17 protein-coding genes and 3 pseudogenes are annotated in these 18759 nt (G+C 60.2%); 16 read left to right on the forward strand and 4 right to left on the reverse strand.

Features of this window, described 5'->3' with window-relative positions; all coding sequences use genetic code 11:
- Positions 1 to 60: 60 nt before the first annotated feature.
- The 11 genes and pseudogenes from WOC76_RS00090 to WOC76_RS00140 all read left to right on the forward strand — a co-directional run.
- Positions 61 to 147: pseudogene (locus WOC76_RS00090) on the forward strand (zinc-finger domain-containing protein); the annotation flags it as partial.
- Between the two features lie 102 nt (positions 148 to 249).
- A complete protein-coding gene (locus tag WOC76_RS00095) occupies positions 250 to 795 on the forward strand; it encodes a DUF3341 domain-containing protein (RefSeq protein ID WP_341431242.1) in 546 nt (181 codons plus the stop codon).
- Positions 792 to 1271, forward strand: a complete 480-nt coding sequence (locus tag WOC76_RS00100; protein WP_341389928.1) for a c-type cytochrome — start codon at positions 792 to 794, stop codon at positions 1269 to 1271. The genes WOC76_RS00095 and WOC76_RS00100 overlap by 4 nt, the downstream gene beginning before the upstream one ends.
- Entirely contained in the window at positions 1268 to 2320 is a 1053-nt protein-coding gene (locus WOC76_RS00105; protein ID WP_341103056.1) for a hypothetical protein, read from the forward strand. Before WOC76_RS00100 ends, WOC76_RS00105 begins: the two co-directional genes overlap by 4 nt.
- On the forward strand, positions 2301 to 2831 hold the full coding sequence (locus WOC76_RS00110) for a hypothetical protein (RefSeq protein WP_341102526.1): 531 nt from the start codon (positions 2301 to 2303) through the stop codon (positions 2829 to 2831). Before WOC76_RS00105 ends, WOC76_RS00110 begins: the two co-directional genes overlap by 20 nt.
- Positions 2740 to 3522 carry an SCO family protein gene (locus tag WOC76_RS00115; protein WP_341102529.1) on the forward strand — a complete coding sequence of 261 codons (783 nt, stop codon included), beginning with the start codon at positions 2740 to 2742 and terminating at the stop codon, positions 3520 to 3522. Before WOC76_RS00110 ends, WOC76_RS00115 begins: the two co-directional genes overlap by 92 nt.
- The gene (gene coxB / locus WOC76_RS00120; protein ID WP_341102531.1) at positions 3519 to 4433 is read left to right on the forward strand and encodes a cytochrome c oxidase subunit II; all 915 of its coding nucleotides are present in this window, start codon (positions 3519 to 3521) and stop codon (positions 4431 to 4433) included. Before WOC76_RS00115 ends, coxB begins: the two co-directional genes overlap by 4 nt.
- On the forward strand, positions 4430 to 6064 hold the full coding sequence (locus WOC76_RS00125) for a cytochrome c oxidase subunit I (protein ID WP_341102536.1): 1635 nt from the start codon (positions 4430 to 4432) through the stop codon (positions 6062 to 6064). The genes coxB and WOC76_RS00125 overlap by 4 nt, the downstream gene beginning before the upstream one ends.
- On the forward strand, positions 6057 to 6689 hold the full coding sequence (locus WOC76_RS00130) for a cytochrome c oxidase subunit 3 (protein WP_341102539.1): 633 nt from the start codon (positions 6057 to 6059) through the stop codon (positions 6687 to 6689). The genes WOC76_RS00125 and WOC76_RS00130 overlap by 8 nt, the downstream gene beginning before the upstream one ends.
- A 2-nt stretch (positions 6690 to 6691) precedes the next feature.
- A complete protein-coding gene (locus WOC76_RS00135) occupies positions 6692 to 6997 on the forward strand; it encodes a cytochrome C oxidase subunit IV family protein (RefSeq protein WP_341102541.1) in 306 nt (101 codons plus the stop codon).
- A 228-nt stretch (positions 6998 to 7225) separates the two neighbouring features.
- Positions 7226 to 7636 (forward strand): HPP family protein, encoded by a 411-nt coding sequence (locus WOC76_RS00140; RefSeq protein WP_341102544.1) that lies wholly within the window; start codon positions 7226 to 7228, stop codon positions 7634 to 7636.
- A gap of 459 nt (positions 7637 to 8095) precedes the next feature.
- On the opposite strand, the gene WOC76_RS00145 is transcribed toward WOC76_RS00140, so the two are convergent.
- Complete coding sequence (locus WOC76_RS00145; protein ID WP_341431214.1) at positions 8096 to 10420, reverse strand: nitric-oxide reductase large subunit; 2325 nt, start codon at positions 10418 to 10420, stop codon at positions 8096 to 8098.
- Positions 10421 to 11135: 715 nt separating this feature from the next.
- Positions 11136 to 11264, reverse strand: coding sequence for a hypothetical protein (locus tag WOC76_RS00150; RefSeq protein WP_341102552.1), 129 nt, complete (start codon positions 11262 to 11264; stop codon positions 11136 to 11138).
- A 153-nt stretch (positions 11265 to 11417) separates the two neighbouring features.
- On the opposite strand from WOC76_RS00150, the pseudogene WOC76_RS00155 reads away from it, so the two are divergent.
- Positions 11418 to 12583 (forward strand): annotated as a pseudogene (locus WOC76_RS00155) (IS110 family transposase).
- Positions 12584 to 12878: 295 nt separating this feature from the next.
- On the opposite strand, the pseudogene WOC76_RS00165 reads toward WOC76_RS00155, so the two are convergent.
- Positions 12879 to 14018 (reverse strand): annotated as a pseudogene (locus WOC76_RS00165) (IS256 family transposase); the annotation flags it as partial.
- A 169-nt stretch (positions 14019 to 14187) separates the two neighbouring features.
- Between WOC76_RS00165 and WOC76_RS00170 the strand changes: the two are divergent.
- The 4 genes from WOC76_RS00170 (at position 14188) to sdhD (ending at position 16943) form a co-directional block, all read left to right on the forward strand.
- Entirely contained in the window at positions 14188 to 14463 is a 276-nt protein-coding gene (locus tag WOC76_RS00170) for a carboxymuconolactone decarboxylase family protein (RefSeq protein WP_341103018.1), read from the forward strand.
- Positions 14464 to 15283: 820 nt separating this feature from the next.
- Positions 15284 to 16078, forward strand: coding sequence for a succinate dehydrogenase iron-sulfur subunit (locus WOC76_RS00175; protein ID WP_341102561.1), 795 nt, complete (start codon positions 15284 to 15286; stop codon positions 16076 to 16078).
- 85 nt (positions 16079 to 16163) lie between these two features.
- Positions 16164 to 16547 (forward strand): succinate dehydrogenase, cytochrome b556 subunit, encoded by a 384-nt coding sequence (sdhC, locus tag WOC76_RS00180; RefSeq protein ID WP_341102567.1) that lies wholly within the window; start codon positions 16164 to 16166, stop codon positions 16545 to 16547.
- A 12-nt stretch (positions 16548 to 16559) separates the two neighbouring features.
- Positions 16560 to 16943: a succinate dehydrogenase, hydrophobic membrane anchor protein gene (sdhD, locus tag WOC76_RS00185; protein WP_341102570.1), complete on the forward strand. Its 384-nt coding sequence runs from the start codon at positions 16560 to 16562 to the stop codon at positions 16941 to 16943.
- Positions 16944 to 17222: 279 nt separating this feature from the next.
- Here sdhD and WOC76_RS00190 read toward each other — a convergent pair whose 3' ends face one another.
- Complete coding sequence (locus tag WOC76_RS00190; RefSeq protein ID WP_341102391.1) at positions 17223 to 18335, reverse strand: IS5 family transposase; 1113 nt, start codon at positions 18333 to 18335, stop codon at positions 17223 to 17225.
- Between the last annotated feature and the right edge of the window lie 424 nt (positions 18336 to 18759).

Below are 18759 nucleotides of genomic sequence, written 5' to 3' on the forward strand. Positions count from 1 at the left end.
ATCCCACATTTCCGCAACGAGCTAGGTGTTTCGCGCATCGCTGTGGGTGTGAAGAAGTTCATGTGCCTCGGCGCCTCGCCGCCGAACGATCATCCGGATGTTTTCCTGGATATGGGAGCGGCGACGCAAATCATCTGTCCCTATTGCGACACGGTCTATTCTTTCGACCCCCAACTCGGGGAGCGCTGCGATCCGCCGCAATGCGCCGATCTCGTCGAGCCGCGAAACGATCGTGACGAGCCAACCGCCGTGTCGCAGGACAGCCGCGAGGCGGGGGGTGGAAAGCACATTCGAGGCGTTGTGGTCGCGGCGTTCAAGACGAGCGAGGAGCTTGAACATGCGCTCGATTGCCTGAAAACCTGCGGCTTCGACGCGGTGCGCACCTATTCTCCCAATGATCGCGACGATAGGAGTACGCCTTCGGTGTTGCCCGCTATCATACTCATTGCGGGCGCGATCGGTTTTATCGGCGGGTTTGGCATGGAAGCCTACGCCAATATGGTTTCCTACCCCCTCAATATCGGGGGACGTCCGAATTTCTCCTGGCCGTCGTTTGTTCCGATCGCCTTTGAGATCGGCATGCTCGCCGCAGTTTTGGCGGCGATTTTCGGCTATTGCTTCGCCGCGCCTCTCTTTTCCTATTTTGAGCCAATCGATGAGACGGTCGCTAGCCGCAAAGCTTCGGACGATGGCTGGATTGTCGCTGTCGATACACATAGCGCGAGTCAAATGCGCGACCTTAAGCGCCTCTTGAACGAGTTTGGCGCGCAGTCCCTTGAGGAGATGTGCCGGTGAAACGCGCGCTCGTGGTTATGGTTCTGCTTGCCGGCTGCGACGACATGAGCGTGCAGTCGAAGCAGAAGAACTATTCGCCCTTTGTCGGTCCCGCCGAGACGCCCGCGGGCGTCGTCAGCTTTCGCGCAGCCACGCTGACGGCGCCGCCAGTGACGCTGGCGCTGCTTGAGCGCGGGCAGGAGCGCTACCGCATCTTCTGCACGCCTTGCCATTCCGAACTCGGCGACGGTCACGGCATGGTCGCCCACCGCGGCTTTCCTTCGCCGCCCAGCTATCACAGCGCGGCGTTGCGCGAACAACCGCCACGCTATTTCTATAACGTTATCACCAATGGCCAAGGTGACATGTACTCCTTCGCGTCGCGGGCGCCGCCGAACGACCGCTGGGCGATCGTCGCCTACATCAAGGCGTTGCAGCGTAGCCAAAACGCGACACCCAACGACCTTGCTGCGGCGCGTAAAGGGGCGAACCCATGAAACGGCTGGGCGCCTCGCTTCTCGGGGCGATTGGGATCGGCGTCGCTGCGGCGGCGGCATGGGGCGGTTCGGGGGCCTTTCCTCATGCGTGGCTTGCGGCGCTCACAGCCTGGATCTCGTGGCCGCTCGGCTCTATGGGCCTGTTGCTGATCCACTGCGTCACCGGCGGTGGCTGGGGATTCGCCATACGCTCGCAGCTTATCACCGGCATCCGAACATTGCCCTTGCTCGCACCCTTCCTTGTGCCGCTGCTGCTCGCGGCGAAAGAGCTGTATCCCTGGCTCAAGCCGCAAACCGCGGCGCTCGACAATGCCTTCTATCTGAACGGCCCCGCCGCCGCGGCGCGCCTCGCCCTCTATCTCCTGATCTGGTTCGCGCTGGCGCGCGGCATTTTTCGTGCGCTACGCAACCAATCGCCCGAGCGGGCGCTGGAAAAAATTGCGCCGCCGGGCCTGATCCTGCTCGCGCTTTCGCTGACCTTTGCTTCGATCGATGCGATCCTTTCACTCGATCCGAGATTCGCGTCCAGCGTTTTCGGTATGATGACAATCGCCGAAATGGCGCTAACAGCGCTTTCGATCGCCATCTTTCTTGCCGCCACTGCGGCGTCGCCCGATCGCGAGACTCTCCGTCAGCTTGGCCGACTGCTTCTCGCGCTGACGATCCTTTGGGCCTATCTCGATTTCGTGCAATTGCTCATCGTATGGCAATCTAACCTGCCAAGGGAGGCGTCGTGGTATAATTTGCGTTGGCGCGGCTTCTGGGGCGGGCTCGCTCTCGCGATCGCGGGCATCCATTTTGCTCTGCCCTTCCTTGTTCTTCTTTCGCCACGAGCTCAGCGTTCACGCAGCGCTATGATGCTGCTTTGCGGATTGCTGATCTTCGGCGCCGCACTTCGGAGCCTGTGGTTGGTCGCGCCACCCTTCAGCGCTAGTTTGGATTGGGTCGAAGGCGGCGTCATGCTTGGCGTCTTGGCGATAGCCGCCGCCGCGGCCACGTATGCCATGACTGCGACGGGAGGGCCGAAGCATGTCCAAACCCGGCCTTGAGCCCGCACAGCATGAAGCCGGCGACGTTTCGGCCAATTTCGTTTGGGCCGGCGCGACGACGGTGATGCTCGCCGTGGCGTTCTTGGCCGCGCTTGTGCTATGGCTATTCCCAGCTTCGCTCCTCGACCGCACGCTGCATCTGCCCCTTTCGCCCTATCCGGCGCCGGCGCTGCAACCCGATCCCGCGGCGGATATGGCGCGCTTCTACAGCGAGGAGATGGCGCAACTGAACAGCACAGGCTGGATCGATCAAAGCGCCGACCGCGCGCATATCCCGATCGCGCAGGCGATGCGCCTCGTCGCGAAAGAAGGGATTCGCGGCTGGCCGCCTGCGCCAGAACAGGCTCCGCTTGCGCAAGCTGCGGGGGGCAAAGCGCCGACTGGCGGGGTAGCGGCGAATAAGCCACAGGAGAAATTGCATGAAGCGCATCGCCATCATCGTGGCGTTCAGCGTCCTGGCGCAGGCCGCCGCTGCCCAACCGGCGCCCGACATTGCAGGGGCCGTCTTTGAGCAAAGACCGGGCTCCCGGCTTCCGCGACCGCGGGAGTTCCGAGATGAAGCCGGACGTCTCCTTCGTTTGTCGGATCTCCTCAATGGCGCGCCGCTCGCTTTGGTGCTCGGCTATTATCAATGTCCCAAACTATGTGACGTTTTGCGCGCGGGCCTGATTCAGGCGCTCGCCAAGTCTGGCATGGCTCCGGGTCGGGACTATGTCTTCGTCGCCATCAGCGTCGACCCCGCCGACACGAGCGCAACCGCATCGCAAGCTAAGGCGCACGATCTTGAGAACGCTGCGGCGCCGCAGCTTGCGGCTCACGCGCATTATCTGACAGGCGAACGCGATGCGATCCAAAGCGTCGCCGACGCTGTCGGGTTCGCCAGCCGGCCGGCGGGCGAGAGGCGGACGATCGCGCATCCTGTCGGTGCGGTGTTCGTCTCGCCCTCGGGCGTCGTATCGAATTATCTCCTCGGCGTGGGCTTCAGTCCGGCCGACACGCGACTCGCGGTGTCGCGCGCGGCGTCGGGCGAAATTTCGCCGCCTGCTTCGCCGATTCTACTTCTATGTTTCGACTTCGACGCCTCGACAGGTCGATACTCGGTCGCGATCGTCAAGGTGCTTCGTCTACTCTCCATTGCGATGAGCGTCATTATCGGCTTGACGCTGCTTTACACCTTTCGTCGGGAGGGATCGGGCGCGTGAATTTCACTCTTCCTCAAGCGACAGTAGACGCAAGGGAAGTCGACGCGCTAATCTTGGCGCTCACGCTGGCGTCGTTGGCCGTTCTCGCCCTCGTCTTCGGGCTTATGGCCCGTTACATGGTGAAATATCGCGCTGGCAGCCCGATCGATCGCGGCAAGCCCCCGCAGAAAACCTGGCGCCTGGAAATTTCCTGGACCGTCGCAACCTTGGCCGCCTTCTTCGGCCTTTTCATCTGGGGCGCCGACCTCTACGTGCGCCTCTTTCAGCCGCCGGCCAACGCGCTGCAGATCTACGTCGTCGGCAAGCAATGGATGTGGAAAGTCGAGCATCCTGGCGGGCAACGCGAGATCAATACGCTGCATATTCCGATCCGACAGCCGGTTCAGCTCGTCATGACGTCGGAAGACGTTATCCATGATTTTTCCGTTCCCGCCTTTCGCATCAAGCACGACGTTCTGCCCGGACGCTACGAAACCTTGTGGTTCACGGTCGAAATGGCGGGCGTTTACCATCTCTTTTGTACCCAGTTATGCGGCGAGGGTCACGCCAGCATGATCGGCCAAGTCGTGGCTATGGAGCCCGAGGAATACGAACGCTGGCTCGGAGGCGGCGCTAAGGGCGAGACGTTTGTCGAAGCCGGCGCCGATGTTTTCCGACGTCATGGCTGCGCCGGCTGCCATGGCGACCAGGGCGCCGGCGGGATCGGGCCGGCGCTCGCCGGACTCTACGGCGCCCAAGTGAAACTCACCGACGGCATCGTGAAAGCCGACGAGGCATATCTCAGAGACTGCATCATGACCCCCCAAAAGCGGCGCGTCGCCGGCTATCCGGAGATCATGCCGTCGTTCGCGGGGCAGATCGACGAAGAGCATCTCCTGAAACTGATTGCCTATATCAAATCGCTGAAATGAAAGGCGCCGCCGTGACCGTCGGAATCGCTGCACCCCAGGAATCCTATCTGACCGACGGAACAACGTTGAAGAGCTGGCTCTTCACGACGGATCACAAGCGCATCAGCCTCCTTTATCTCGCAACGATCACCTTCTTCTTTTTTATCGGCGGCTTCGCCGCCGCGCTCATTCGATACAATCTGATCTTGCCGGAGGGCGTGCTCGATTCGCCCGAAACCTACAACAAGCTATTCTCTCTGCACGGCGTGGTGATGGTCTGGTTCTTTCTCGTTCCGGCCGTCCCCGTCACTTTGGGAAATTTTCTCGTTCCTCTGATGCTCGGCGCGCGCGATCTCGCCTTTCCGCGACTTAACCTGCTGAGCTGGTATCTCTTCGTCCTCGCCGGGCTCGTGGCGCTTTACGCGCTTGTCGCCGGCGGCGTTGACACCGGATGGACCTTCTATACGCCGCTGAGCTCGTTCTACTCTAACGGCCATGTCGTGGCGACGGTTGTCGCCATTTTCATCGCTGGCTTTTCGTCGATCGCCACCGGCCTCAACTTTATCATTTCTATTCACAAGCTTCGCGCGCCCGGCATGACCTTTTACCGCATGCCTGTGTTCCTCTGGTCGCTCTACGCGACAAGCGTCATTCTCGTGCTTGCGACACCCGTTTTGGCCATGACGCTTCTCCTGCTGGCGTTCGAGCGGATCTTCCGCATCGGGGTCTTCGATCCCGCGATCGGCGGCGATCCGCTGCTGTTTCAGCACCTCTTCTGGTTCTATTCCCACCCGGCGGTCTATGTGATGATCCTGCCGGGATTCGGCGTCATCAGCGAGATTATTCCGGCGTTCTCGAGCAAACAACTATTCGGCTACAAATTCGTGGTCTGGGCGAGCATTGCGATCGCGGTCATCAGTTTCCTGGTCTGGGGCCACCATATGTTCGTCGCCGGGACGTCGCTCTATTCGGCGCTCGTTTTCTCGATTCTGAGCTATATGGTCGCCGTTCCGTCGGCGATTAAGGTCTTCAACTGGATCGGCACGATGCATAAGGGCTGGATCCGCTTCGACGCCCCGATGCTCTACGCGATCGGATTCATCGGCCTTTTTACGATCGGCGGACTGACGGGTCTTTTCGTTGCGGCGCTCGCGGCCGACGTCCATCTCACGCAAACGTATTTCGTCGTCGCGCATTTTCATTATGTGATGGTCGGAGGCATGGTGTCGGCCTTTTTCGCCGGATTGCATTTCTGGTGGCCGAAGATCACCGGGCGGCTCTATCCGGAAATCTGGGGTCGGGTAGCCGCGCTGATCATCTTCATCGGCTTCAACCTCACCTTTGCCCCGCAATTTTTGCTGGGCTATCTCGGCATGCCGCGGCGCTACCATTCCTACGCGGCGGAATTTCAGGTGCTCAATGTGTTGTCCTCCGCCGGCGCAACGATCCTCGCTGTCGGCTATCTTCTGCCGCTCGCCTATCTTGGCTGGTCGCTATTTTACGGAAGGCGCGCCGCCGCCAATCCCTGGAGAGCGACAGGTCTTGAGTGGACGACGCCGTCGCCGCCGCCGACGGAGAATTTCTCGACGACGCCAGTCGTCACCGGGCCGCCATACCAATATCCCTGCACGGAGGCCGTGCGAAATGAGTGACGCCGTCCACGCCTTTCAGTTTTCGAGCGCAAAACACCAGATGGAGACCGCCTTCGCTGGCATGTGGCTGTTTCTCGCCAGCGAAGCGCTTTTCTTCGGACCTTTGTTCCTTGCCTGGATTTATGCGCGCCATTGGAACGCCGCGGGATTCGACGCCGGCGCGCGGCAAACCTCGTTGACCATAGGCGTCGTCAACACGGTGATCCTGCTTTCGAGCAGCTACGCCTATAGCGTCGGCCTCGCTTTTATCGGGAAGGGCCGAGTGCGCGCCATGAGGGTTTGCCTCGCATTTGCCTGGCTCCTGGGCGCGAGCTTCATCCTTCTCAAATTCGGCGTCGAATGGCGCGAGGATTTTCGGAAATCGCTATTTCCGGGCGCAGCCTTCTCAATTGATGGACCTCTTAAAGGCGGCGCGCAGCTCTTTTTCATCTTCTATTTCATCAGCACGGCAATACACGGTCTGCATCTTCTCGTCGGTCTCGGCCTCGTTGCCTGGATCCTCGCCCGGGCCCAACATTTTTCCGCTTCGGCGCATACGCCTGCGACGATCGTGGGGTTGTACTGGGGCTTCGTCGACATGGTCTGGGTCATTCTTTTCCCGCTCATCTATCTCATCGGGCGGTGACCATGGGCGCTCGGCTTCGACAGCTCACCCTCGCCTATGGCGCGCTGCTCCTGCTGCTTGCATTCGAGATATGGATAAGCTTTCAGCAGTTCGATCGCGCGCTCCGTCCCTTGATACTGGCCCCTGCGGCGCTGATGAGCGGTCTCATCGCCCTCTTTTTCATGGAGCTGGACCGGGGACGGGAGCTTGCGCGCCTCTTCGCTGTCGCGGCGCTACTATGGCTTGCGATTCTGCTTGGCCTCGGCGGGCTTGATCCGCTCACGCGGGTCAATCACGACCTGGATCAACAGCAGGAGACACCGCGATGAACCGCTCAATTAGACTAAGTGCAAGTTCCATTCCGTTGCTCGGGCGCTAATGAAGTTTGAGCTCCGAGGCCGCCTGCTTGTTTTCCCCCTTCTATAACGATTATGTACTGATGTTGCGCCTTTAGCGCGCTGAAGCTTAGCCAGGCGGCGACGGCAATCGAGCATCGATAGCAGCGCCGCGGAACCAGTCCCAAGGCGTGTCGCACTCTTACCTGCGAGGATTAGACTTTGTCGCGTCGTACCGGATTACAACGTGTTTATGCTGCGCTGGTCTCGTCGATCGTATTGGTCGCGATTGGCGGTTTAGGGATTTGGGCAAGCCAGCCGTGGCTGTTTCCGAGCCTAGGACCAACGATTTTTCTGCAAACGGTCACGCCAAACGAACCCGGCGCAAAGTTATGGAACACCTTTGTGGGCCACGCAATTGGCGTTTGCGCGGGTTATTTGGCGTTTTTTCTTTTTGAAGCGCAATCCCTCCCGCCAACCATTAGCGCAGCTGAAATGTCACTTGGATGCGTTGCCGCGACGGCTATGGCGGTCGGTGTGACAATTATGGCTCAGTACCTTCTAAACGCCCTTCATCCCCCTGCAGCAGCGACGACAATGTTGATAACACTTGGGGGATTGAAGCCTGATTGAGACTCTGTCGGTGCGATAGCTACGGGGCGTCGTCCTCGTCTCCGTCTTTGGAGAAGCAGCTCGAATTTGGCATCCCGAGCGAAGCAACTAGGACTCAGGTCGACGCAGATCAGTTATCGCCAAAGGAAACGCTGGCTCCTGTACCGCAATGATCATGCGCTGCGCTTCAAAGCTGTTACAATCTCGAAGAAGGTGGTCGTGCGACACAATCCAGATCTCAGGACGAAATATGATCAATTCATTCGTTCTGGAAAACCTGAGAAGCTTGCCCTCACAGTTCTCATGGCATCAGCTCACAATGTAATGACAAATGCTTTGTTATGAGATAACCACAAATGGCCATTACCCGTGGCTTGACCAAAACAGATACTCATCTGCGCTCGTTAAGCGGCCACGAGAAGCCAGAAAACCTCCCTTCCCAAATCCAAAACTTTGTAGCGCTGAACTGACAGGCAGCGGTCATTCGGCCGGTTCGGGGCGAGGCGTTGGCTCCGTGCGCTCGGCTGCCTGCCAGAAAAGCGGGCGCAGCTTCACGATGAAGTCCCACGCCATGAGAAGCGCTCCCAGTGCAAACAGAACATCCCCCGGCAGCCGTAGCCATTGCCACAGCAGTGTCTTGGAATAGAACGCGTTGCTCCGGGCATAGGCGAAGCCGTGTTCGAACACCGCGTCTAATTGAGACCACCCGATCGGAAAAAAATTCAAGGCGATCCACAACACCAAGCCGGCATTATAGAGCCAGAAAGCGATCAAACCGATCTTTTCGTTAAACGGGCTCCTGTCCGCGACGGCGTAGCGCAGACAGAAATAGATGAGGCCGATCGCGAGCAGACCGAAGGCGCCGAACAACGCCGTGTGCGCGTGGTTGAGCGTCAGGAACGTTCCATGTTCATAGTAGTTGACGAGCGGCGCGTTGAGGGTGCCGCCTCCGAACACGCCGGCTCCGACGAAATTCCAGAAAGCCGCGCCAATGACGTATGTGTACGCAAGCGTATACTTGAATTCGCGATGCGCCTTGATGAGAAGATACTGGTTCATTGCTTCGATGACCAGGAGCACCAGAGGCAACACCTCAATGAAGGAGAACATGCTGCCCATCGGCACCCACATGCTGGGACCGCCCACCCAATAAAGATGATGCCCGGTGCCGATAACGCCGCCGAGAAAAATCAGGATCAACTCAAAATACACCGCCCGTTCCGCCAACGTACGCGACACCAGACCCACGGCCATGAGAAGATAGGCGCTCATGCAGGAGGCGAAAAACTCGAAAGACTGCTCCACCCAGAGATGGACGACCCACCAGCGCCAGAAATCGGTGAGCGTGAAGGACTTTTCGATGCCGGTGAGCGGTATCATGCCGAAGGCGTAAAGAACAGCCACGTTGATCGTCGAAGCCCAGATCAGATGCTCGAGCCTTATGCGGCCCGACCAAAATTCTCCTGCGGCGCGCCACCAAAGGGGTCCACTCGGCCAAAGCGCGCGCATGACGAGCAGGCTCCACAATAGCAAGCCTGCAAAGAAGCCGATCTGCCAGAAGCGTCCGAGTTCGATATATGAAAGTCCCTGATTGCCGAACCAAAACCAGTAGCGGTCGATCGAGCCCATAATCCCGTAATAATTTCCGACAAGCGCGCCGGCGATGATCAGCAGCGTCGTCCAGAACAGCATGTCGACAAAGAAATGTTGTCCTTTCGCTTCATGGCCGCCCGCCATGGCCGGAGCGAGAAAGAGCGCGGCGCCAATCCACGAAAGCCCGATCCATAGGATGGGGGCTTGAATATGAACGTCGCGGAGGAAATTGAACGGGAAAATATCATTGATTGCGATCCCATAGAAGCTGGTCCGATCGTAATAGGAATGCGCCATGATCGTTCCTGCCGCAATCTGAACGAGAAGCAGCAGCGCCACCACGACAAAGTATTTGCCGATTCGCCTTTGGCTTCGCGTAAGAGGTCGAAATTCCGCCAGGATCGGATCCATTCGGCCGACATCGCGCTTGTTGAGAAAGAACTCGTAAATGAACAGCACGACGCCGAAGGCGAAGAAGGTGAAGCAGAAACTGATCCAAGTCCACCGGAAGGTGTTGAGGGTCGGCGTATTGCCGACCAAGGGCTCAAACGGCCAATTCTCGGTCCAGGACCAGCTGGCGCCCGGCCTGCGCGCCACCGTGGTGAAGGCCGAGAAGACCAAAAAATCCGCCGTTTGTCGCGCGCCTTCCGGGTCAAGGCTGTAGGCGGGGGTCCATCCGGCGGAGGGATTTGCCGTTTTCAGCGAATTTACGACCTCGTCCCGTACCGCGAGGAAGGCGTTCGCCACAGAGTCGGGCAGCACCACTTCTGACTTCGTCAGATCGATCCCCTGTAGCGCGCGCTGCATGGCGGCCGTTACGGCGGCCCGCTGATCCTCCCCGAGTTCCCCGAACTCCCTGCCAAGGCTGGCCATGGCCATGTCGTAACGGGTCGACTCGGCGAGGCTAACAAGGATCGAAGCGGTGTAATCCTCGCCGTAATAGGATCCCATGCCGTAAAGGCTGCCGTAGTCCATCAGATCGGCCTTTTGGAATCCGGCCTTACCGGCGGCGACGTCCGCCGCTGTCATCAACACTGTTCCATCGGCGGCGATAAATCGGTCGGGCTGCGGCGGCGACGCCTGGTATGTGGCCGAGGTCGCCCAACCCATAAGACCAAAAGTCCCGATGGCGACGGCGAGCAGAACCCATTTCAGGAAATTGCTGACGAGATCCTCGCTCGGCCGATCGGTGCGCTTTGCGGCTGGTGGCATATCGACTTCTCTCCCTTACGTTCGATGGGCGATTGCGGGGAACAAGTTTAGTCGTGGCGAAGACGATTGTTTTTCGCCTGATTTCGCCTCTCGAAAGACGGCGGCCGTAGTGGCTGGCCTGCGCGAACTTGCTCTCGAAACAATAGCGCGTGACCAGCTTTGCACAAGATATAGGCCCAGACGGCACTCCGATTAGCGGAGTGCCTTCCGCCCCAACGCGCAGCTGGGGCGATAGCCCAAAACACAACAATGTGAACGAGTCGAAAGCGCCGCACAACATCGGCCGTCGGCGACAAACCTACGATGCAGTGGGCGTCGAAATGATGCGCTCCCGACGAAACCAACAAGCGCCAGGAGCGTCGCTGCGGCGCCTCTATTGCCGACATTCACAAGCGAGGCCTTCCCAAGCACGCCAAGATGCTCGCACGCATTGCGAATGAACAGCAACGCCAACGTCGCGACCGCCTGGAGCACGCGTCAGTTACGGCTGACGAGGCGCCCTCGGGAGGGAAACCCGCCTACAGGGTGGCGCGAGCGAGCGCCTGCTCAGCGGCTATGACCTCGACCGTGAAAAGAGTCGACCCAGGCGATCGGCAAACGGACACCGAGAATTCGTCGAGCTTACGCTTGCGATTGGAAGCGATCCACAGGACGCAAACGCAGAGAGGTTTTCATCCTGAGAAATGCGCCTAACTGGATGCCTGTGCGAGGCATCCTATGTCAGATCGAGAGGAAATTGCGATGTCATCTCCTGTTTATCCTTCCTCATCGCCGGAAATTGCCCGAAAGCGTCAGCAGCTTGCTCGATCGTGTCCCATGACGTGGTGTAGATGAGCGCGGTCATCACGGTCGCCGGCGAGGGCCGGGCTGGTCAGGGGGCCACGGCGGGCAGCCCAACGATGGGATCATCGCTCAACGGGGCGATCGTTTCCAGATGCTATGGGGTATGCGCCGAGCGTGGCAGGCTGGCGCTCTTCAATAGCGTGGAGACGCCCTCATGCTGCATCGCTTTATCCCTGGCCGCGCAGCGGCAGCCTTCGATCAGGATCGCACCCTCGTCGTGGTCGTCGAGATGAGCCAGTCGACATGGCTCGTCACTGGGCTGCTTCCTGGCCTGGAGCGCCAACCTCTGAAAAAGCTGGACCCCGATCCCGATCATCTTCTCACGCTCGTAAGGCGTTGGTGCGACGAATGTCGCTCAGCAGGTCGAGGGATCGAACGTCTCGTCGTCGCCTATGAGGCTGGGCGGGATGGTTTTTGGCTGGCGCGCTGGCTGGTAGCTCGCGGCGTTGAGGCGCACGTCATCCACTCCAGCAGCGTGGCTGTGTCCAGGGATCGCCGCCGCGCCAAGACAGATCGTCTCGACGCCGCTCTTCTCCTGCGGGTATTGCTCGGCTGGCTGCGGGGGGAGCCTGGCCATTGCAGCATGACGGCGACGCCTTCGATTGAGGAAGAAGACGCTAAGCGGCCGACACGCGAACGCGAAAATCTCGTCGGCGAGCGCACGCGTATAATCAACCGTATGAAAGCGTCGCTCGCTCGTCTCGGTGTCCGCGGTTTTAATCCCGCGCTGCGCAAAGCCGCTGACCAGCTCGGCGGCCTGCGCACCCCGGAAGGCGGCGCCATTCCGCCGCTCGCCATGGCCGAGCTGCGGCGCGACATAGCCCGGCTACGCTTCATCGAGGAGCAGATCAAGGAGATCGAACAGCAGCGAGTGGCTCGCCTCGATGAGGCGAAGCCGTGTGAAGAGAGAGCGAACGGCATGGTGCGTCTGCTCACTCGCGTCGTCGGCGTTGGCGTCGAGACCGCAGACATGCTCACTCACGAGATTTTCTACGCGACTTACGAGATAGACGAGCCGTCGCCCGTTACGCGGGATTGACCGGCTCGCCCGACGAGAGCGGATCAAGGCGACGCGAGAGAGGCCTCTCGCGGGCCGGCAACGCGCGCGTTCGGCGCGGCATGGTCCAGCTCGCCTGGCGTTTTTTGGTTTTCCAGAAAGAGTGCGATCTTGTCCTCTGGTTTCGGGCGCGCTCCGCGGATGCAGGCGGTCGGCGGCGCATGTCGCTGATCGTGGGGTTTGCGCGCAAGCTGCTGATCGCGCTCTGGCGCTTGGCGATGGGCGCCGAGCCGCCGGAGGGGCTCAAGATGCGGCCCGCGTAACAAAGAGCATTTTCGGAATGGCCCCAAGGGGCCTGACGAGTCCGAGGCAGCGGCAACCCGTTACATGACGTGGCTTTCACGCCGTTTTCCAGATAGGGACCGCCGCCCCGGAGCCGGGCGCAGATGCGAATGGCGCATCATGGTTCGGGCTCGAACGAGCCCACCGAATACAAGGTCGCGGCACGGTTCCGTGCGCCGCCCATAGCTCCCCTCGAACTCGCTTATCGTCGTTTACGCTCTTGTCGCTAGGAAGAACAGGATCAAAAAAACAGGCTTGACGGAGAGAGCCCCATACAAGCGTCATGTAGCGGCTTCGCTGCACGGCCCACTCGTCATTCTGCTCCAGCAGGATGGCGCCGACGAGCCGGACGACGGCGTCTTCGTTGGGGAAGATGCCGACCACCTCTGTCCTGCGCTTGATCTCGCCGTTCAGCCGTTCAATCGGATTCGTGCTGTGCAGCTTGGCGCGATGCGGGGCCGGGAAGCCCATGTAAGCGAGCACGTCGGGTTCCGCGTCGTCCATCAGCATCGCGAGCTTCGGCAGTTTGGGGCGCAACTGATCGGCGACCTTACGCCATTGTCCCTTCGCCGCTTCGGCGTCGTCTTGCGCGAAGGCGGTGGCGATGAAGGCGGAAACGACCCGCCTGCCGCTCTTTCCGGCATGGGCGAGCGCGTTGCGCATGAAGTGGACGCGGCAACGCTGCCAGGTCGATTGCAGAACCTTGGCGACCGCCGCCTTCAACCCTTCATGGGCGTCAGAGACGACGAGTTTGACGCCGCGCAGCCCTCGGCGACGGAGCTTGCGCAAAAACTCGGTCCAGAAGGTTTCGGCTTCCGACGGTCCGATGTCCATGCCCAGCACTTCCCGGCGGCCGTCGGCGTTGACCCCCACGGCGACAATCGCCGCCAGCGAGACGATGCGGCCGTTTTGCCGCGCCTTCACATAGGTCGCGTCGATCCAGAGGTAGGGCCAGTCGCCTTCGATCGGCCGCTCGAGGAAGGCCTTCACCCGCTCGTCGATCTCTTCGCACAGGCGGCTGACCTGGCTCTTCGAGACGCCGCTCATGCCCATGGCCTTGACGAGATCGTCCACCGCGCGCGTCGAGACGCCCTGGATGTAGGCTTCCTGAATGACGGCCGTCAGCGCCTTCTCCGCCATCCGCCGTGGCTCCAGGAAGCCCGGAAAATAGCTGCCCTTTCGTAATTTGGGGATGCGCAGCTCCACGGCGCCGGCACGCGTCTCCCAGGTCCGATCACGGTAGCCGTTGCGCTGGGCGAGGCGTTCCGGGCTCTTTTCGCCGTAGGCCGCGCCGGTCAACGCGCCGACCTCCAGTTCCATCAGCCGCTCGGCGGCGAAGCCGATCATCTCGCGCAAAATATCAGCGTCGGGAGCCTTCTCCACGAGCGCGCGCAGGTTCATCATCTCATCGGTCATCGGCAGTTCCTCGGTTGCGTTGGCGTGTCGCAACCCGATCCTACCGGCGAACCGTCGATGACCACCGCAAGCCGCTCGCTCGCTAGGGCGCTATGAAAAGCGCGCGTCGCGAGCCGCTTGCTCCGCCCGAGCTACACCACTTCCCGGGACACGACCGCTTGCTCCCGAGATCGAGGCGGCGTTCGAGGAGTTCAGCCATAAAGTTTTTGCGGACGGCGCCTTGTCCGCTAAGATGAAGCAGCTCATTGCCGTTGCTGCAGCCCACATAACTCAGTGCCCCTATTGCATCAGAGGACACACCAAAGCAGCCTTGCGACGTGGCGCGACCCAGCAGGAACTGATGGAGGCCATCTGGGTTGCCGCCGAGATGCGGGCGGGCGGCGCTTACGCGCACTCGACCGTGTCCCTAGCGGCGATGACCGAGGAAATTGAGCCGCACCCATAATGCTCCCTTTGGCGACAGAGACGCACCCAAGACTCTGTTTGCAGCGAGCTCGAACGCCGGCCGCGCGCCCGGGCTATGACCATTTCTCGCAGACAGGATGGGGTCTTCCACCTCAAAGCTCCGATTCGACGGATCCTGACGCACGAGGTTGGGCGCGATTTCTGGCGGCGTCAGTGGGTTTGACGAAGAAGCCATCAGGACGGCCGAGGAATATCTCCCGCATCCCCGGGTCCCTCCACGATGCGCCGATAATTATGGAAAGCGAAACGTGGGCGCCGTCGGGAGAAAGTTGGCGGGCAAGCGACTGGGTCAAAGATCGCTAGGTCGCATTAGGAGGCGCAAGAGATACTGCCCCCGCACCACGCTGTAAAATCGCGGGTGGTCAATCGACGGATCGCGTGGCGCGCGGTAAGGAAGCGCGCCCGAGCGTGCCGGCGCCGCAAGTTTCTTCGAAGCTCGGCTGTCGTCGCCACTCCGCATCAACCCAACCAGCCAGCCCGGCTGTATAAATCAGAACTTCGATGGGCCCGGATTCCGCCTCGGCGAGGGCAAAGGCGCATTCTGCCGAAAGGGCAACTGAGTTATTGCAGATGAATATTCGCTTGGGCAATGCGGCGCCGCCAACCAAGGGGTCGACTCCCGAATTGAGAAATTGACGAGGAAATATCGTTCCCCGCGGCGTCCGCCGTCGCCCGGCATCCTTGTGCATCCCGACGCCACGAATCGTCGCCTCCGCCGGTCATTGTTGGCGGAATATAGACAAATCTTCAGCCGACGCTAAATTACCTCGTTGCGTAACCGGGCTCGACAGACGCGCGCAATGAAATCCTATTTGCCTCTCAATTTTGGCCTTCCAGCCGGATCAAAGATTGCACAGGGCAAGGTTTGGCCTTCTGCGAAATCCGCCGGCCGCGTAAGCGCTTTCCAAATTTATCGTTACGATCCAGATTCCGGGGCAGGACCTCGCCTGGACACATATTACGTCGACCGTGATGACTGCGGACCGATGGTCCTCGACGCTCTGATAAAGATCAAGAATGAGATTGATCCGACGCTGACGTTTCGCCGTTCTTGCCGCGAAGGAATTTGCGGTTCGTGTGCGATGAGCATCGATGGTCGGAATTGGTTGGCCTGCACGCAAGCGATTGACGACATCCGGGGCGAAATCCGTATCTTCCCGCTTAATCGCATACCGGTGATCAAAGATCTCGTCGTCGACTTGGACCACCTTTTCGCTCAGCACCGACTGATCGAGCCATGGCTCAAGGTGAGGACTCCCGAGCCGGAACAGGAACGCTTGCAGACTCCCCATGATCGAGCCAAGCTCGAGGGGTACTACGAATGCATACTCTGCTTTTGCTGTAGCGGAGGATGTCCAAGCTACTGGTGGAACGCCGATCGCTATCTAGGACCGGCGGTGCTGCTTCACGCTTATCGGTGGCTCATCGACAGCCGGGATGAGGCGGACGAGAGTCGGCTCGACAGGCTCGAAGATCCCTTCCGCCTCTACCGTTGCCACACGATCATGAATTGCACCAAGACCTGTCCAAAGGGCCTGCAACCCGCCAAGGCAATCGCCATGATCAAGAACATGCTCGTCGAACGCCAGCATTAAGAGAGCCCAAGACGGCCCTTAACAACCGAAGCCGAAGGCTGGAATCCCATGAATTGACCGGCAAATCAGGATGAGGCGACCCATCATGGTTGAACGACTCGAAGCGCGTCCAAGATCGCCGCACCTGCAGGTTTATCGCCCTACGTTGACCATGACGATGTCCATCGCCCATCGAATGACTGGCGTGACGCTCTATTTCGGCACGATACTGTTCGTTTGGTGGCTAATGGCGATTTCCGTCGGTCCCGCGCATTACGCGCGGGCGCAGGATTTCATGAACTCGATCGTCGGCCAAGCCTTCCTCTTCTTTTTCACCTGGTCGCTATTGCATCATGCGCTCGGCGGCGTGCGTCACCTCATCTGGGATCTTGGCTTCGCCCATGATTACCCATGGCGCGAGTATCTCGCGCAAGCCACCATCGTGGGATCGCTCTTGGGAACCGTCTTTCTTTGGGTTGCGAGATTCTGAAGGAGTTCTGACATGACAGGCCTAAGGAAGCCGCTCGCTCCCGCCGACGGGTTAACTTCGGAAAAAGGCGGAACCCGCGATTTCTGGCGTCAGCGCGTCACATCGATCCTCGGCCTTCCGCTGACGCTCGCCGCGATCATCATCTTCGTTTCGAGCCTCCGCGTCGACCATGCCAAAGTAGTGACGCGTTTCCATCATCCAATGGTCGCGATTGTGCTTCTTCTTACGATATTAAACTTTTGCGTCCACATGCGCCTCGGCATGAAGGCCATTATTGAAGACTATGTCCATGAACAAAGAGCTAAGGCGCTGCTGCTGATGGCGAATACGGGATTCGTTTTTGCGACTGGCATTGGGGGCGCCCTCGCTGTCTTAAAAATTGCGATGGGTGGCTGACCTGCGTCAAATGCGCTGAGGCCACGGCAATGCGCCGCTCAATGCGGAAACAGCGCGTCAACCTGCGAGCTTGCGAGACGATGCGCTCCCATTCAGGTTTTTCGAGATAGGCAGGAAGGCGGTAAATTTCACGCTGACCCGCCGCCACACTCCCCTAGCAGGCTGTTGAAAAAAGGGGCTACTCGCCGCCTTCCGCTCTGGAGCGGATTTTCGGGGGGAGGTGGGCGCGGTTGATAGGGCTCGGAAGCGCGCGCGCTTTGCGCGCTTCGGTCTCTCATCTCACGCTGCGGCGAGCAGCTTCGGTAGCCTGACCAGATTATAGGCGGCTGCCGCGAAGGTGAAAGCGAAGCCCACCCTGTCGCAGCCTCGAAACTTGGTTTTCTCCTGCCCGGCGACTGTCTTGATCCAGCCGAAGCCCTCCTCAATCTGCTTGCGGATGCGCTGGCTGAGCCCGTAGCCGCCATGCCGCGTCGTGCGCCCATCGATCGCAGATGACCGGCCGCTCACATTCTGCGCCACATGCGGCGTAACCCGCATCGAGCGCAACTCGTTGACGAAGTCCTCGGCGTCGTAGCCCTTGTCGGCCGCGAGTGTGATCCGCCTCGGCCGGTCGGCCCGCGGCTCGATCATATGCAGCGCAGCGACGCGTTCGGCGTGGCCGTCGGCTTTCGTCAGGCAGGCATCGACGAAAAGAGCGTTACGGTTCTCCATCAGCGCATGACCGATGAAACACAGCTTCGCCTCCTTGCCAGCGCCCTTGCGATAAAGCCGTGCGTCCGGATCGCTCGTTGAAGCATGTGTGTCGTTCGAACGCTTCTCGCCATGGAAATCCGCTTCGCGGTTGCGCGATCCGCCGTCGCCCGAAGGTGGATCGTCCGTTTGGTTCGCCTCGCCTTCGCCCGCGCTCTTCGGCGTGAAGCTCTTCATGGACGCCCAAGCCTCGATCAGCGTGCCATCGACAGAGAAATGATCGTTGCTCAAAAGCCGCTTCACACGCGGCTGCGCCAGCACGGCGGCAAGAAACTTCGCCGCGATGTCGCCATCGAGCAGCCGGTCGCGATTCTTGGAGAAGGTCGAATGATCCCAGACGGAATCGTCGATCCCGAGCCCCACGAACCAGCGAAACAATAAGTCGAAATCGAGCCGCTCCATGAGCTGGCGCTCCGAGCGGATCGAGTAGAAGGCTTGCAGCAGCATCGCGCGCAGCAGCTTCTCCGGCGGGATGGAGGGCCGGCCTGTCGAGGCGTAGAGCGCCGAAAATTCCCCGGCAAGAGCGGCGAGTGCCTGGTTCGCTAGGTCGCGGATGACTCGCAAGGGATGCGCTTGCGGAACGCGCGCCTCCATGTCCACATAGCTGAATAGCGCCCCAGACCGCTCGTCCCCGCCGCGCATTCCAAGCCCCCCTTGCCTGAAGCGAAGGGAATCACAACAGCGTCGTCAGTGCGAGGGGTTTTTCAACAGCCTGCTAGAGCACTTGATGACACTTGTTTCTTGCGCACTCCGTGGACGGAACGCGAGGTGATCCACGGGGCGTGATTACGGAAGGGCGGGCGGCGGCCCCAAAGGAGCGTCTTCTTTTTCCTGGTTGCGGATATATTCCCTGATCAAACACGACGCCGCGACAATAGCCAAAATGCTTGGCGGAAAGCCGGAGGGAGGCGGCTACCTCTGCTCCTGTCCCGTGAAAGGGCACGGCAAGGGGCGCGGTGATCTGCGTCCATCGCTCAGCGTCTCCGACGGAAAACGCGCGCTTGTTTTCCATTGCTTCGCCGGCTGCAAACCCCGTGAAATCATCGCCGCTTTGAACGCGCTTGCG

The organism is Methylocystis sp. IM3, from assembly GCF_038070105.1.
GTDB lineage: Bacteria > Pseudomonadota > Alphaproteobacteria > Rhizobiales > Beijerinckiaceae > Methylocystis.

Coding starts and splice junctions, on each gene's coding strand:
- WOC76_RS00105 (WP_341103056.1), top strand. CDS start 1,268: ATGAAACGGCTGGGCGCCTCGCTTCTCGGGGCGATTGGGATCGGCGTC.
- WOC76_RS00110 (WP_341102526.1), top strand. CDS start 2,301: ATGTCCAAACCCGGCCTTGAGCCCGCACAGCATGAAGCCGGCGACGTT.
- WOC76_RS00115 (WP_341102529.1), top strand. CDS start 2,740: ATGAAGCGCATCGCCATCATCGTGGCGTTCAGCGTCCTGGCGCAGGCC.
- WOC76_RS00125 (WP_341102536.1), top strand. CDS start 4,430: ATGAAAGGCGCCGCCGTGACCGTCGGAATCGCTGCACCCCAGGAATCC.
- WOC76_RS00130 (WP_341102539.1), top strand. CDS start 6,057: ATGAGTGACGCCGTCCACGCCTTTCAGTTTTCGAGCGCAAAACACCAG.
- WOC76_RS00135 (WP_341102541.1), top strand. CDS start 6,692: ATGGGCGCTCGGCTTCGACAGCTCACCCTCGCCTATGGCGCGCTGCTC.
- WOC76_RS00145 (WP_341431214.1), bottom strand. CDS start 10,420: ATGCCACCAGCCGCAAAGCGCACCGATCGGCCGAGCGAGGATCTCGTC.
- WOC76_RS00150 (WP_341102552.1), bottom strand. CDS start 11,264: ATGACCGCGCTCATCTACACCACGTCATGGGACACGATCGAGCAAGCT.
- WOC76_RS00175 (WP_341102561.1), top strand. CDS start 15,284: ATGAAATCCTATTTGCCTCTCAATTTTGGCCTTCCAGCCGGATCAAAG.
- sdhC (WP_341102567.1), top strand. CDS start 16,164: ATGGTTGAACGACTCGAAGCGCGTCCAAGATCGCCGCACCTGCAGGTT.
- sdhD (WP_341102570.1), top strand. CDS start 16,560: ATGACAGGCCTAAGGAAGCCGCTCGCTCCCGCCGACGGGTTAACTTCG.
- WOC76_RS00190 (WP_341102391.1), bottom strand. CDS start 18,335: ATGCGCGGCGGGGACGAGCGGTCTGGGGCGCTATTCAGCTATGTGGAC.